The organism is Nocardia vulneris (genome assembly GCF_001613425.1).
Classification (GTDB): Bacteria; Actinomycetota; Actinomycetes; order Mycobacteriales; family Mycobacteriaceae; genus Nocardia; species Nocardia vulneris.
Genome location: NZ_BDCI01000003.1, coordinates 132,259 through 147,359 on the forward strand (window position 1 = coordinate 132,259; position 15,101 = coordinate 147,359).

The 15,101-nt window shown below is 65.7% G+C and carries 12 protein-coding genes and 2 pseudogenes; 9 read left to right on the top strand and 5 right to left on the bottom strand.

Translation table 11 applies throughout. From position 1 onward, the window contains the following. Positions 1-153: 153 nt before the first annotated feature. Entirely contained in the window at positions 154-1,089 is a 936-nt protein-coding gene (locus tag NVU01S_RS05070; RefSeq protein WP_043677486.1) for a LysR family transcriptional regulator, read from the bottom strand. 148 nt (positions 1,090-1,237) lie between these two features. Here NVU01S_RS05070 and NVU01S_RS05075 point away from each other — a divergent pair, with 148 nt between their 5' ends. Beyond that, positions 1,238-2,467 (top strand): MFS transporter, encoded by a 1,230-nt coding sequence (locus NVU01S_RS05075; RefSeq protein ID WP_043677402.1) that lies wholly within the window; start codon positions 1,238-1,240, stop codon positions 2,465-2,467. A 9-nt stretch (positions 2,468-2,476) separates the two neighbouring features. On the opposite strand, the gene NVU01S_RS05080 is transcribed toward NVU01S_RS05075, so the two are convergent. The 3 genes from NVU01S_RS05080 to hrcA all read right to left on the bottom strand — a co-directional run bounded on the left by NVU01S_RS05080 (position 2,477) and on the right by hrcA (position 5,550). After that, on the bottom strand, positions 2,477-3,226 hold the full coding sequence (locus NVU01S_RS05080) for a 16S rRNA (uracil(1498)-N(3))-methyltransferase (RefSeq protein WP_043677403.1): 750 nt from the start codon (positions 3,224-3,226) through the stop codon (positions 2,477-2,479). Next, positions 3,227-4,381: a molecular chaperone DnaJ gene (gene dnaJ, locus NVU01S_RS05085; RefSeq protein WP_042263346.1), complete on the bottom strand. Its 1,155-nt coding sequence runs from the start codon at positions 4,379-4,381 to the stop codon at positions 3,227-3,229. A 137-nt stretch (positions 4,382-4,518) separates the two neighbouring features. Continuing rightward, entirely contained in the window at positions 4,519-5,550 is a 1,032-nt protein-coding gene (gene hrcA / locus NVU01S_RS05090; RefSeq protein WP_014982744.1) for a heat-inducible transcriptional repressor HrcA, read from the bottom strand. A gap of 287 nt (positions 5,551-5,837) precedes the next feature. Between hrcA and NVU01S_RS05095 the strand changes: the two genes are divergently transcribed. The 8 genes and pseudogenes from NVU01S_RS05095 (at position 5,838) to NVU01S_RS05135 (ending at position 14,556) form a co-directional block, all read left to right on the top strand. After that, positions 5,838-6,344: a YbaB/EbfC family nucleoid-associated protein gene (locus tag NVU01S_RS05095; protein ID WP_043677406.1), complete on the top strand. Its 507-nt coding sequence runs from the start codon at positions 5,838-5,840 to the stop codon at positions 6,342-6,344. Further along, positions 6,341-6,655 (top strand): WXG100 family type VII secretion target, encoded by a 315-nt coding sequence (locus NVU01S_RS05100; protein WP_043677408.1) that lies wholly within the window; start codon positions 6,341-6,343, stop codon positions 6,653-6,655. Before NVU01S_RS05095 ends, NVU01S_RS05100 begins: the two co-directional genes overlap by 4 nt. After that, positions 6,655-7,038 (top strand): annotated as a pseudogene (locus tag NVU01S_RS45575) (WXG100-like domain-containing protein); the annotation flags it as partial. The gene NVU01S_RS05100 and the pseudogene NVU01S_RS45575, both read left to right, overlap by 1 nt. A 1,987-nt stretch (positions 7,039-9,025) precedes the next feature. Next, entirely contained in the window at positions 9,026-9,256 is a 231-nt protein-coding gene (locus NVU01S_RS44100; protein WP_167829427.1) for a hypothetical protein, read from the top strand. A gap of 695 nt (positions 9,257-9,951) precedes the next feature. Continuing rightward, positions 9,952-10,794: pseudogene (locus NVU01S_RS45405) on the top strand (toxin glutamine deamidase domain-containing protein); the annotation flags it as partial. Between the two features lie 148 nt (positions 10,795-10,942). After that, a complete protein-coding gene (locus tag NVU01S_RS44105; RefSeq protein WP_043677419.1) occupies positions 10,943-11,476 on the top strand; it encodes an SUKH-4 family immunity protein in 534 nt (177 codons plus the stop codon). A gap of 749 nt (positions 11,477-12,225) precedes the next feature. Further along, the gene (locus NVU01S_RS44110) at positions 12,226-13,566 is read left to right on the top strand and encodes a hypothetical protein (RefSeq protein WP_167829426.1); all 1,341 of its coding nucleotides are present in this window, start codon (positions 12,226-12,228) and stop codon (positions 13,564-13,566) included. A gap of 54 nt (positions 13,567-13,620) precedes the next feature. Beyond that, entirely contained in the window at positions 13,621-14,556 is a 936-nt protein-coding gene (locus tag NVU01S_RS05135; protein WP_156161798.1) for a DUF6301 family protein, read from the top strand. A gap of 23 nt (positions 14,557-14,579) precedes the next feature. On the opposite strand, the gene NVU01S_RS05140 is transcribed toward NVU01S_RS05135, so the two are convergent. Then, a complete protein-coding gene (locus NVU01S_RS05140) occupies positions 14,580-15,068 on the bottom strand; it encodes a DUF6301 family protein (RefSeq protein ID WP_043677423.1) in 489 nt (162 codons plus the stop codon). Positions 15,069-15,101 lie beyond the last annotated feature (33 nt).

Here is a 15,101-nt window from a genome sequence, read left to right on the forward strand (position 1 = left end):
TGCGGAGGTTGTCGGGTCGCCGATCTCGCCTTGTGTTCTCAAAAGTGGCTATAGCCTGCTTTCCGGTCTCGACGTGCTGCTGTGTTGAGGAAAGTTTAACGCGCCCCACCGACACCGCCCAGTGAATAAGCCGCTAACGGAAGGACCAGGTGATCACGGGATTCCCCGTCGCCGCTGCGCCCAATCCTCGGTGAAATCACGAAACCGTCGCGCCGCGCCCGAGGCCGGTGTCGCGGCCGACCACACCAACCCCACCTCCCGGGTCGCGCCGGCGTCCGCGAGCGGGATCAGCACCGGGCCGGCCAGACGCGCCTCCGCCTTCGCCCCGGCCACCCGCGGCGCGTTCGCCGGGCCCGGATCCTCCTCGGGCAGCACCCCGACCCCGAGACCCGCGGCGACCAGGCCCGCGACCGTCACCAGGTCGCTGGCCTCGAACGAGATCCGCGGGCGCAGGTCGGCGGCGGCGCTCAACTGGTCGACGATGCGGCGCATACCGTAACCGGGATGCATGGTGATGAAGTCTTCGTCCGAGACCTCGTCCAGGCGCACCTGCCTGCGGCCCACGAGCCGGTGGTCGGCGGGCACGGCCAGCGCGAGCCGCTGCCGCAGCAGCCCGCGCCAGCCGATGCCGGACATGGTCGGGCGGGGCGAGACGATGCCGAGATCCGAAGTCCCGCTGAGGACATCGTCGTTCACCATTTCCGCCGCCCCCTGTCGCAGCGCGAAAGTTATTCGGGCCGAACCACGCCGAAATTCGCCGACCAGTTGCGGCACCAGCCAGCCGCCGAAGGAATGCAGAAAAGACAGGCGCACAACACCATTGGCAGGACTGTTCAAATCGGCGATGGACTTGGCCGCGGTGTCGAGTTCGGCTTGCGCGCGCCGGGCCTGCTCGTAATAGATCCGGCCGAACTCGTTGAGCACGATGCGTTTGCCCCGGCGATCGAAGAGTTCGACGCCGAGCCGGCGTTCCAGCCGGCCGAGCATGCGCGACAGGGTCGGCTGCGTGAGGTGCAGGCGTTCGGCCGCCGCGCCGACCCGTTCCAGTTCGGCGAGCGTGATGAACCATTCCAGATCCTCGCCCAGCATCTGCCACACCTTCCCGGGTGATGAGTGTCACATCCTGTCGCAGGACCGCTACCTGCACAAAGCGCCCTCGCTATATGCACTGGACGCATGAACTCCACCATTATTATTCATTTCCCTTCGGAAAGGTCGAGGGGCGATCCTGAAACCCATGACCCTGACGAAGACCCGGCCTGCCGCCGGGGGCCGCACCACGCATGAACGCCGGATCGCCGCCGCGCTGTTCGCGGCAGGGCTGGCCACCTTCGCGACCATGTACAGCGCGCAGGCCCTGCTACCCAGCCTGTCCGAAGCGTTCGATGCGACGCCCGCCCATGCGGCGCTTGCGGTTTCGCTCACCACCGGGATGCTCGCGCTGGCCATCATCCCGGTGAGCGCGCTGTCCTCCCGGATCGGGCGCACCAGGGTGATGACCGTCTCTGCGGTGACCTCGGCGGTGATCGGGTTGCTGCTGCCGTTCAGTCCGTCGCTGGAGGTGCTGCTGACCGGGCGGGCGCTGCAAGGCTTGACCCTGGCCGGCGTGCCTGCCGTGGCGATGGCCTACCTGGCCGAGGAGATCGGCGCCGCGGGACTCGGTGCGGCGATGGGCGTCTATATCGCGGGCACCAGCATGGGCGGGCTGGCCGGCCGGGTGATTCCGGCGTTCACGCTCGGCCTGGGTTCGTGGCGCTGGGCCGAGGCCACCATCTCGGTCGCGGCGGCGGTGTGCACCGTGTGGTTCGTCCGCAGTCTGCCGCCCTCCCGCGGTTTCGTCGCCCGACCGGCCGGAATCCGCACGGTGCTGGGCGATCTCGCCGTCCAGCTGCGCCACCGCGGACTCCTCGCGCTGTTCGGGCTGGCCCTGGTACTCGTCGGCACGTTCGTCTCGCTCTACAACTTTCTCGGCTATCGGCTGACCCAGCCGCCCTTCGAATTGCCCGATGCGGTCGCGGGTTTGGTGTTCCTGCTCTATCTGGCGGGCACCGCGGTCGCGACCGTCGCCGGGCGGCTCGCCGATCGCGTCGGCCGGCACCGTGTGCTCGCGGGCACGGTGGTGCTCATGGGACTCGGATTGGCCCTGACCATTCCGGACAATCTGGTGGTGCTCATTCTCGGGATGTCCCTGTGCACCGCAGGGTTTTTCGGGGCGCACACGGTCGCCAGTGCCTGGGTCGGCGCCATGGCGTCGGGTAATCGCGGCGCGGCTTCGTCGCTGTACCTGTTCTCGTTCTACGTGGGCAGCGCCGTCGTCGGTGGCGCGGGCGGGGTCGCCTACACGCACTACGGCTGGGCCGGTCTCACCGTGGGCGTCGCCGTCCTGCTGCTCATCGCGTTGATCCTGGTGTGTGCCTTGGCGATCCGCAGTTCGGCGCGGACGCCCGCAGCCGAACCGACCCCATAACGCCGCTGCCTAGCGCGCACCCCAGCGCGGGGTCAACGCACCCAGCGCACCGAGGGCGACCGCGGCGGCGGTCGACGTGCGCAGCACCGTAGGGCCGAGCAGCACGATATCCGCGCCCGCCTCGGTGCACGCCGCGAGTTCGGCCTCGTCGAGACCGCCTTCGGGCCCGACGATCAGCACCACTTCGGGGACGCCGGCGAACGGCAGCGCCGTGAAACGGGCTGCGCCCGATTCGTGCAGCGCCGCGACGATCGCGCCGTCCGCCTTGGCTTTCCGGATCAGCTCGAGCACATCGCGGGTGCGATACAGCTCTGCCACCTCGGGGATGTAGGCGCGCCGGGATTGTCGCGCGGCCGAGCGCGCGGCGGCCCGCCATTTCTCGACGGCCTTGCCCGCCTTGCCTTCCCAGTTCGCGATGCAGCGCGCGGCCTGCCACGGCACGATCGCGTCGGCACCGGCTTCGGTCATCAATTCGACCGCCAGCTCCGACCGGTCGGACTTCGGCAGCGCCTGCACCACCGTCACCCGCGGCGTCACCGGCGCCGCCACCGCACGGTTCAGTACCCGCAGCTCCAGCCGGTCACGTTGGGCCGCAACCACTTCCGATTCGGCGAGGACACCGCGACCGTCCGACAGGGTGATCGGCTCACCGACCCGGATGCGGCGCACCGTCGCGGCATGCCTGCCCTCCGGGCCGTCGAGCACGGCGAGGGCGCCCGGCTCGGGCACCTCGTCGAGGTAGAAGACCGTCGCAGCCAATCAGCGCCCGCTGAACGAGGCCCGCAGCCGGGCGAACAGCCCGCTGTTGTGCTCGGACTGCGTCGACATGACCTCGGCGCGCTCGTTCGGGCGGGTGCCCTTGTACTTGCGCAGCAGGTCGGTCTGCTTGCTGTCCAGCTTGCTCGGGATGACGATGTCCAGGTGCGCGAGCAGGTCACCGCGCGCGCCGGAACGCAGCCGCGGCATACCGTGGCCGCGCAGCACCGAGACCTCGCCGGGCTGAGTGCCGGGCGCGATGGTCAGTTCGGTCGGGCCGTCGAGGATGGTGTCGATCACCACGGTGGTGCCCAGCGTGGCGTCGACCATCGGCACGCGGATCGTGCAGTGCAGGTCGTCGCCGTCGCGCACGAACACGTCGTGCGGCTGTTCGACGATCTCGACGTACAGGTCACCCGCGTGCCCGCCGCCGGGACCGACCTCGCCCTGCGCGGCCAGACGCACCCGCATACCGTTCGCCACGCCCGCCGGGATCGGCGCCGCGATCTCCCGCCGCGCGCGCACCCGGCCGTCGCCACCACACTTGTGGCACGGATCAGGAATGGTCTCGCCGGCGCCACGGCAGGTCGGGCACGGGCGCGAGGTGAGCACCTGCCCCAGGAACGAGCGCTGCACGGACTGCACTTCGCCTGCGCCACCGCAGGTTTCGCAACGCACCGGCTTCGACTTGCCGTTGGTGCCCGCGCCGGTACACACGTCGCAGAGGATCGCGGTGTCGACGGTCAGGTGCTTGGTCACGCCGACCGCGCACTCGGCCAGGCTCAACCGGGTCCGCAGCAGCGAATCCGCGCCCGGCTGTACCCGTCCGCGCGGCTTGCGGGTGCCACCCGAGGCACCGCTCATGCCGCCGAAGAACGCCTCGAACACGTCGCCGAGCCCGCCGAAACCGGCGCCCGAGAAGCCCGCGCCGCCACCGCCGGATTCCAGCGGATCGCCGCCCATGTCGACGACGCGCCGCTTCTCCGGATCCGACAGCACCTCGTAGGCGGCCGACACTTCCTTGAACCTGGCCTGCGCCACCTCGTCGGGGTTGACGTCGGGGTGGAGCTCGCGAGCCAGCTTGCGATAGGCGCGCTTGATCTCCTGGTCGGTCGCGTTCTTCGCGACGCCGAGCAGTCCGTAGTAGTCCCGTGCCACTTGAGTTCTCTAGTCCTTGGTCGTTCTCGACAGTGCCCGACGGTGCCTTCACCGTTCCAACCGCATGCCCAGCATTAGTCGGATGCACTCAACTTTATCCGGCCGGAGGTTCGAGGGTAGCAGCGGCATCGGAGCCGTCAGCGTTCGGCGAGGACCTCACCGATATAGCGGGCGACCGCCGCGACCGAAGCGATCGTGCCCGGGTAGTCCATCCGCGTGGGACCGAGCACACCCATACCGCCCAGGATGGTGCTCGCCGTGCCGTAGCCGGTCGACACCACCGAGGTGCCGCGCATCTGCTCGACCTGCGTCTCCTCGCCGATCCGCACGGTCACGGTGCCGGGCTGCTGCGCGGCCGCGAGCAGTTTGAGCACGATGACCTGTTCCTCCAGCGCCTCGAGCACGTCACGCAGCGAACCCGGGAACCCGAAGTCCGCCGCGTTGCGGGTCAGGTTCGCCGTACCGCCGAGCACCAGACGTTCTTCGGGATGCTCCACCAGCGTCTCCACCAGCACCGTCGACACCCGGATCAGCACGTCCCGCAAACGCAGCGGCGCCCGCTCGGGCAGCTCCGCCACCGCGGCCGACGCCGCCGCCAGCCGCTTGCCGTCCATCGCCCCGCCGAGCATGCCGCGCAGCGCCGCCAAATCCTCGTCATCGATCAGCGCACCCAACTCCACCAGACGCTGATCGACCCGCCCCGTGTCGGTGATCACCACGAGCAACAGCCGCGCCGGATTCAACGCGACCACCTCGATGTGCCGCACCGTCGACACCGACACCGACGGATACTGCACCACCGCGACCTGCCTGGTCAGCTGCGCCAGCAACCGCACCCCGCGGCGCAGCACATCGTCCAGATCGACGCCCGACTCCAAGAACTCCATGATCGCCCGGCGCTCCGCGCCCGAGAGCGGCTTCACCTCCGCGATCCGGTCCACGAACTGCCGATAGCCCTTGTCCGTCGGGATCCGGCCCGAGCTGGTGTGCGGCTGCGTGATGTAGCCCTCCGCCTCCAGCACCGCCATATCGTTGCGCACCGTCGCACTGGAAACACCCAGATTGTGCCGCTCCACCAGGCTCTTCGACCCGATCGGCTCCTTCGTCGCCACATAGTCCGCGACGATCGCGCGTAGGACCTCGAAGCGCCTGTCCTCGGTGCTCGACATGGCCCCACCTCCTCGCTTCGTCCTCGGGCACGCCACCGACAACCCGATCCCATCGCACAACACCCTGTGCATCCCGGTCCGTCTGGTTAACCAGTCTAATTGCCTATACCCGATTCGCCCCGCTCGCACACCGGGGGCGGGGCGGGGCGACGCGCCTGCCGAGACACGGGAACGGCTTGCCTGTACCGAGTCGCGGTGATGAAATCTGAAACTCGGTGGAACCGATCGTCGGTCCGGCGCGTCTGTGTTGAGTAACGGATCGAATCTCGAATCAGGGGGGTAGACCGGTGGACGACGGACGCCGCGACGACGCGCGCACACGCAATGACGAACTACGTGACCAGATCGATTCCCTACTGGGCACTTTCGAGCAGCAGCAACGAGATCTGGCCGAAGCGCAGTCCACGCTGGCGGCCACCACGGTGACGGCGTGGTCCTCGGACAATCTGGTTCGTGTGGTGAGCAACGCCGCGGGAGTTCCCACCGAGGTCCATGTCGAACCCACCGCGTTCAAGCGATCCACCCCGGCGAAATTGGGCCGGTCCATCACGGAGGCGGTGCAGGCCGCCGCACGACAAGCGCTGGCAGCGACGCAGCAGGCGATAGCTCCGATGCAGCAGGCCACCGCCGGCCTTCCCGATCTGTCCGATCTCGTTCCGGGCGCACCGAGTATTCGTCACCTGGTCGACACGATGTTTCCAGAGCCCGCCATCGTCCCGCAGGAGCCGCCCGCGCCGCCGGAAGACGAGGACGAGTACTACCGCAACCGGTCCTACCTGCAGGACCGCCCGTGACGAACTTCCGTGTCGACCCGGACGCCCTCCGCGCGACTCGCACCGAATTCGTCAGTGTCGCCGACCAGATCGCCAGTGCCGCACAGAAACTGCGCCAAGTGATCGAGGCCGAGGGTGAGTGCTGGGGGTCCGACAAAATCGGCCAGAGTTTCGCCAAGAACTACACCCCCGGTGTGCCGAAGGCCCTCGCGGGCGTCGACGGCCTCGGCAAGGCGATGAGCACGCTCGGCGACAAGATGGTCGCGACCGCGAACGAACTGCAGAACCGCGATCAGATCAACGCGGCCCAGCTGAACCAGAACAACCCCTGATGGGCATCGAGATCCCGGAATCCCTGCAATGGGTCGCCAAATGGATTGTCGGTGCGGGCGATTGGCCCGAAGGCGATGAGACCGCGATGTGGCGCGTGTCCGACGCGTGGTCGGCGATGTCGTCGGCACTCAACGAAATCGACGACGAGGCCGCACATGCGGTCGGGCAGGCGTTGGCAGCCATCGATGGCCGAACCCACGAGGCCATCGCGGCGTACTGGGACCAGCTGACCGGGCAGCAGGGCGCTTGGACGAGCCTGGTCAAATATCTCGACTCGCTCGCCGATCAAATCGGCGACGGCGCAGCCGATATCGAGCAGACCAAACTCGTCATCATCGGCACGATGGTCATCTTCGCGATCGAGATGGCCCCGCTGCTGGCCACCGCCTGGACCGGGATCAGCGCTGCGGGCGCGGTCGCTCTGCGGGTGGCCACCCAGATCACCATCCGCATGGCGATCAAACAGCTGATCGCTCGAATGCTCACCCGTGCCGCCGCCAAGGCCGCCGCTCGCGCCGCGCTGCACGGCGCCATCTTCGAAGCCATCGAAGAGGGTGGGCTGGAGATCGGCACCAAGATTCTGCAGGTCGGCATCGGCCACCGCGACGAGATCACCATGCAGGATGTGAAGGACGCCGGTGTGGCGGCGGCCGCGGGCGCCGCGGGCGGTGCGGTGGGCGCCGGCCTCGGCAACGGAGGGTTGCTCTCCGGTGCGGCCGATGTCGCGTCCAGTCGGCTCGGCCGCGCCACCGTAGCCGCCACAACCGAGGCGACCACGGGCATCGCGGGCGAAATAGCGGGCGCCGCCACCGCAGCCGCGCTCACCGACCAACCGTTCAATCTCACCCTCGACAGCATCACTTCCTCTGCGGCCCAAGGCGTTCCGGCCGGTGTCCACGCGGCAGGCAACCACCACTCCGAGACCGAGGCGCCCGCGCCCGATCCGAGTATCGAAGAGCTGGGCAACACTCCGCCAGCCCCGAGCACGCAGCAATCCGAAGGCACTCAGCCCGCAGCACAAGCTGAACCGAGCGAAACGCAGAGCGCTCCCTCGCCGGAAAGCACGACGCCTGCGGTCACCAGCCCCGCCGCGGACACCACGTCTCCGGCGAACTCCACTGATACGAACCAGGCACCCGCGCCTGAACACAACGAATCCACGAGCGCGGCGGCGAGCACAGCGCCGTCCGAAAATGCTGATACCCGAACTGATCCGACCGCACCAGCCACCTCGGAGATAGAGGCGCCCACTGAGTCGGCGACGAATCCGCTGTCGCAAAACCCGTCCGCCACCGATGGGCTCGCACCCGCCGAATCCGGCATCGCCACGGATAACCCGGCCAGTCACCAGGATTCGAGTCCATCCACGCCGAGTACTTGCGCTGGTCCCGATACTGCCGCCTCCGCGGGGATTTCGAGTACCGCAGACTCGCCGCAAGCAGCGGCGCCGACGTCCGAGCAGGTCTCCTCAACCCAGCACCCCGGCACGACGCCTGATTCGCCTGCTGGACAACAGGTCTCAGCTCAAAGTCCTGAGCCGGCGACAGCCGATTCGCCTGTGGGTCAACGGACGCAGGCGACCACTTCGCCGACGGACAATGTTCCGGCGCCGGCAACACCCGGACCATCTCCGGATCGGTTCGAATCGTCGACAACGGCCCTGCCGCTGTCGGACACGGCCGCTTCGGCACCGAACCAGGCCGAAAGTTCGACCAACGCCACTGCTCCCGTCTCCACTACCACCGCGTCCGCTCCGACCATCAGCCCACCGTCGACCTACGCGCCCGCTGCCGACTCCGGACATCGCGCGACAGTGCCCACGACCGATACAGCGGCTCCCACGCAGTCCGCGAATCCGGCACAGGCAGCCAATCCGGCACAAACACCGGCGACTTCGGCACCGGTGGCGGCTGGTCCAGTGGCAGGACCTCGTGTTGTCGCGCCTCCCCTCGCTCCTCTCGGCCCCACCGGCGCCGGGCCGGCGAACCTGCTTTCCGACCCCGCACGCGGCCCCGGCACCACGCAGGCCCCGCTGTCCTCCGAGCCGGCTCGTCCATCGGATCCCGCTCGTCCGTCGGATCCCGCTCGTCCTCAGCCGAACCCTGCGCCGGACTCAGCACGCACCACACCGACGAGCCCGACCACCGCGGATCCGACCCGTCCGGTACCGAGCAGTCCCACCGCTACGCCGAGCACACCACGTCCGCCTGCGGTCGAGCAGGCTCGAACAGATGCTGCCGAAGCACCAGCCCGTCCGGACGAGTTGGACCGTGGCGATCCTGATCCGTCCGACCGCACCCCGGCCACGGACACCGCTCCAGACGATCCGGCAGCCGGCGAGCGACACGACACCCTCTGGGGAGCAGAAGATGGCACTGCTGATCTACTTCAACCAGATCAGGGACGACCCGACCGAGGTGGAGTACCGATTCGGGGAGACGAGGGACAACCTCGATCGGAGCCTGATCATCGACAAGACGGACAACACCGTCCGGACGGCCCAACCGGAGGACGGGATTTTCCGCTCCGCAGCGGGACAGATCCTGATCAGAGCCGAACGCGAGAAGACCTGGCCGCCGAACGGCATGATCGCCTCGTAGATCCGTCCGCGACCACCCTCGCGACGCCGACCGACACCGAATCGACTTCCGCTCCGCGCCCAGCGCATTCGACGGCGCCGGTTGACGCCACCCAGAGTGCGCCGAGTACCGCTCTCACGCAACCACATTCGACGTCGAATCGAAGCGTGCCGTACCACACCGAACCCAGTGTCTCGGCATTGCCGCCCGGCTATAGCCATCTCGACCCCGACTTCCACCAACGACAGGCGCGGCTGCCCGACTGGTGGCCCCGCGAGGGCGCACCGACCACTACCCAACAGCCGAGTGAAACTCGGGCACAGCGTGATTCCGAGCCCGGAACCCATCCCGACCAACCTCACCGCAATCCCAGCCCCGTCATCGACAACTTCATCGCCCGAGCCCCGGAGTCCCTGCCACCGTCCCGCCGACCTGGTCGCGAAACCGCACCGAACCAGCCGCCGGCACAGGCTCACCGCCCACCGAATCCTGCCCGGACTCACCAGGATCAGGTCCGCGCAGCCCGCGAGTTCTTCCGCAACCAACGGCCCGACTCCGACCGAGTCACCGAGGTAAATCCCGCACGCCATCCCTTCTCCCCCACCGCGCCGTCATTCGATGTGCGGCGCTACGCCGACCGCGGCATCAGCGTGATCAGCGTCCGGGTGCATCTCACCCCCGGCCCCTACGCCTCGCCGTTGGAGATCCAGAACCTGATGGAGTCGGCGCAACGCGCGACCGACCAAGCCTTCAACACCGCACCGCGCCTGCTCAACGGCGACCGCCTACTCATCGACCTCGTCTTCACCACCGACCCTTCGACCGCCCACCTCCAAGCGAACGTCACGCAGGCCCCCGGCGACCTCAGCAACTGGTCGGTCCACGCCCGCCCAGAAACCTTGGCCAACAACATCCGTCAGCAGTTGGGCCTGCTCTCGAACGAGCCCGGCACCCACCCCGGACTCACCGCGACAGACCTGCGCCAGATCAGCAACGACATCGCCGCGGCCCATACCCCGAGCAGCTTCACCGACCTCCCCGGCACCCGAGTGATCGACCATCATCGACTACGAGACCTGGAAAATGATGCCTACCAGGCAGCGGTCGAAGACGCGCTACGCGACGGTGACCGCTTCATACGAGGGGCAGACCCTCGAACACATCCATACGGTCAGCTGATCAACGATGGTGGGCCAACCCGCCCGGGCCGCAGCAACAATTGCCTCGATAACGCACTGGCGGCGTTGTCCTCATTTTTCGGTCGCCCACAGGTCGCATTGCCACGCTGGTTGGATCGGCTTCCCAATGGCGCCGTGGACGTTCGTAGCGGCGAACACGGCGGCTTGGAGCGTGCCGCGAACTGGCTGGGCAGCGGCCTCACTGGATACAACAACCGAGGGCTGACAGTCTCCGAACAGTTCGACTCGGTACACAACTGGATCGCACATCTCGGTCCAGGTTCAGCAGCTCTCGTCGTCAACGAATGGGCTGCTCGTGATCGGAATGGGGAACTCCGATACGACCAAAACGGAGACCCGGTCACTGCCGGGTCTCATGCCACAGTCATTGTTTACCCGCCAGGCGCAGCCGGACCGCTGTGGTGGTGCCCGCAATCCGGCGCTATCTCCGACCACCCGCCAGCATGGATGGTCGACGATTCGTCCGGAGTTTGGTTTACCCCGATCCCACCCGACCGAGGAGCGCACAATGCCGGAGCTGTTTCCAACCAGCGACCAAGTGGAGCAATACCTGGCACAGATCTTCGGCCCAGATCGGGAACACCAGCTGTTCCAGTTCGAGAACGGCTGGGTGGCGCTTCCGATCCTGACCGACGAGGAGATAGCGGCGGGACAAGGACTCGGGCTGACGAAACTAGTGATCGATTCCGAGACCGGAGTAGTAATCGAGTACCCGAGCTGGTCGGTCAGGATGGTGATGGACAACTACATCGAGGCGAAGCGGACCGGTCGACCGCCGATGGGCGGGCAAGTCTATCCACCCCAGTGGGAAGTGACCTTCGAACGAACTCGGGAAGACCAGACCGAACTGGAGTACCTGGTCCAAGCATCATCTACGACAGAACCACCCACCCATCACCAACTGATCATCGACAAGCAGACACTCCGTTCACGAACGAACACCCCAGCGATCCATCCCGCGTGCGCACAGACGACAGCCTGGGCACACGCGAACCGGAATCCGGACGGTACGTGGCCCCAACGAGGGACGTTCACCTTCTAGATTCAGCGCACAACACTGATCAACCGATAGCCCCGAGCCTCGCCTCCGACGCGCCTCCGGACGACCCTGGAAGCAGGCGGGATCGCTCAGGTCGATCTATAGACACCGGCGGCCGCCAGTACCCGCCATACATCGACCCCACTGCACACAACCGACCGGACACACCTCACGTCGAACGGGCTGACGACCCGAACGCGGCGAGCCGCTTCGCCGAAGAACATCGGATCGCCCACCCGACACCGGACGACCGGCCTGCACCGCGTGAAACTCCCACCGTCTCGGATCCTGGGTCCTTGAGACGGGGCGAGGAAGCATTCCGGCACGCCAACCCACACATCCGGAATGATCGTCCGCTGGAATACCCGATTGCCCAGGCGACTGATCCTGAGTCACTCAGGCGAGGCGAGGAGGCTTTTCGGCACGCCGACCCACACACCCGGAATGAGCGCCCAGCAGAGCATCCCATCCCCGGCCGGGAGGATTCTCACACAGCAGGGAGCTCCGACTTCACCCAACCGCAGAGCCAATCGGAACAGCCTCGTCTCGGGCCGTGGGTCGACCAGGACGGACGGGAACATTGGCCGCGGGACGCACCGGGCACATGGCGCGACGCGAACGGTCAGGTTCGTGACCTCCGTGGTCAGTTCACCAGCGACCCATATCGACGCACTGAAGTCGATCTGCGCGCCGTGCTGGGCGAGTCCAGGTCACACGAATTATCCGCAATTGCGCTCGACAGGCACCGAGAAATGGCGGTAGAGCGCGAGCGCGCAAGAGACCTGCGCGACAGACTGCTCGAAGCGCGTGATGCACTCGCCGCCGAACTCGGAGTCACAGCGAAAGACCTCAACAGACAGAACCGAGATGCAACTGTCGAGAGACTGCGGTTGCTCGCTCTTACGATGGGCGATAACGAGCAGGCCGCACGAATCGATACGCTCAATCGACTAGCACTCGAAACCTCCCGCGCGATCTGGGCAGTTGTAGACCGCGCGGAACAAGCGGGAATGAATGGTGCCCGCGATATCCTCCCGGAGCATGCACTGATCTTGACTGGCCTCGCCGAGAGTGGGCCAGGCAAGGCGAATACCCTCGATCTCGTCGTTCTGATTCCCGCAGGGCCGGAACAAGATCCGTATCTGCTTGTTCTGGAAGCCAAGGGATTCGGCTCGCCCCTCGGTTCCAGGATGGTCGATGAGCTACGCGTCGAACAGGGAACGCGTGAATACCTTGATTGGATGTTGAAAAACGATCAGGCTCTATTGCAAGCCCGGCAAGAGCTAGAGCGTACTGATCCAGAGCTGGCGCGTGTGGTGGAGCATGCGATCGCCTCCGGCCATGTCAACTACCAACTCGTTCACGTCGAACTCGACCGAGTCACCGTGACCGAGTTCAACATCGACGTTCGAACCCGGATCCTGGAACCGGATCGAGCACTCGCGCAAGCCCGAGAACGACTACGTGACCAGGCACGAGTGTTCCTTCGTCAGGCTGAGACCAGATTCGTCGAAGCACTAGAACGCCAGATCGAGCAGATAGAACGACAACCCATTCGAGTCGATGAACATGCACCTCAGTCGACACACCGGACTGAGGATCGCCGGAGGGAACGTGAGGAGGAACTAGCGCGGCGGCGAGAAGCGGCGGAACAATTGCGGGAACGAGCCGAGCTGTACCGAGAGACATTGCGGAACCTGGCCGCAGGCGATGTCGAAAGGGTCGCAGCCGTCGCCCAATACTACGGCGGAAGTGCGAATGCGAGGCTGGTTGGGGAGTCGCCTGGCCAAGTACCGCAGATAGGCGGACCTTCCGCACCACCCGTGATATGCATAGAGGTCAGCCGGGGCCCCGGTTTGGAGCCTCTTCGTGTACCTTTCGATTCGCAAATACGCCGCGATACTCGCATCGCCATCGGAATGTGGCAAGGGCTTGACCCGGCAACCTTGGACCTCGTCAGGGTCACGGAGGCGAGCAACGCGACCCCGGGTAATGCACTCAGCTTGCCCGAACTCCGGGCACAGGAGGCCGCCGAACGGGTACGAGCACGCGAAAGAGAAGAGCGGGACCGAGGGTTGGAACGTGAACGCTGACTCTTCCCGTGGCCAGCTGGGTCCATGTTCGAACCGAGTACAGAGGTGGATGCGATGACTGAGGACTATCACGTCGATCACAAAGCCATCATCGGCGTTATCAGAGCGGCTTCCCAGTTCGACTGGACCTGGCAGACTACCGACGTCGATCGGTTCAGCGAACTTGCGGGCTGGACGCCGGAATCCAGCGCAGATTCTGCAAGGGTCTGGGCGACTACCGGGCCTCGCACAGTCGACCACGACGCTTCTTTTGAACTCGTCGGCAACGAAATCAGACGAGTGGTTTTCTCGATCACTGGGATTGTGGAGGAGCCAGAACCGACGTCCCTGATCAAAGTTTTCACCGAAGCCGGCGAGAGAATAGCCGAGCTCCTCGGCAGGCAGATTGCAGATGAGGGTGGCCCGATAAGGATGTCCTGGTGGCGAACACCAAAGTTCATCGTCGAGGTCGCCGCACTCGACCACAGCGTTGTTATGTCATTGATCCCGCCGAGCCATCCAGTAGTCGACGAAATCGACGCACGAAGAACAATGGCAGAGTATTCGTCGGAGATGTGGGGTACGTTTACGGAGGTTATGACGGATATTCTTTCGAACCTCCCCAGCGAAGCGAAGCTCATCATCGAGTCGGCCGGAAACAAATACATACAATTCGCCATGTTCGACACCGAAATATTAGCCGAAGTGGTGAGCAATGCTTTTCTGGACGAGAAGATTACTGCCGAATCAGAACAAATCCTCGCCGATGCCGGCTGGCACGTCCCAGTCAGGCATGCAGGGCAGTTCGGAAACTGGACGCGCTCGATACCGCGGTATAGTCAGATCGGCGAGTACATCGCACTCGCCCACTCCGCGACGGTCGCCTTTCGGGAGGCACTACAAGTCCGCACAACCTGGGATCTGACGGCCCGCGGGTGGGTAGACGGGCCAGGCAACCTCGACCTGACACCCCTCCAGTCGGTAGTGGGCACCGTCCGAGGTGGGTATTGACCTGCGCCCGGACATTCAACGATCTAAATTTCGACACCCCGTGCACGAAGTTCGTCGACAACTCCCCAGCTGTCCCGCCGGTGCACAGACGCAATGAGGCCGATGTCCAGCAGCAGTAGCTCTCCGATGAATTTTGGCGTATTCCAGAATATCTTCGAATCGGTTCCAGTGACGCGAAGAATAGGGTCCCCCAGTAATCCGTCGAGAGACTCGACGGTTTCGTCGAATCCACCCTCGAGAAATTTTCGCGATGACGGCGGCACCACATCAGTGAGGTGCAACGCAACCTGGTCTATCCGCCCGTCCATGACCTGGAAGCGAGCGAACGGCTTCTCCAATCGAGCTTTTGTCAACATGACGATCGTGCTCGCGGTTCCTAACTCCGCCGGCACCCACTCCATGCGAGCGCTGAGCCGCTGCACGTCATCCATCCCCCATGTCCAATCGAACTCCACGGCCCGTCGAAAAAAATCGACCGCAGCATCGACGTCCACCTTCACGCTGTCGCTCATGAAATGCGCTCCCCTCCAGATCGTGGTCGGTCA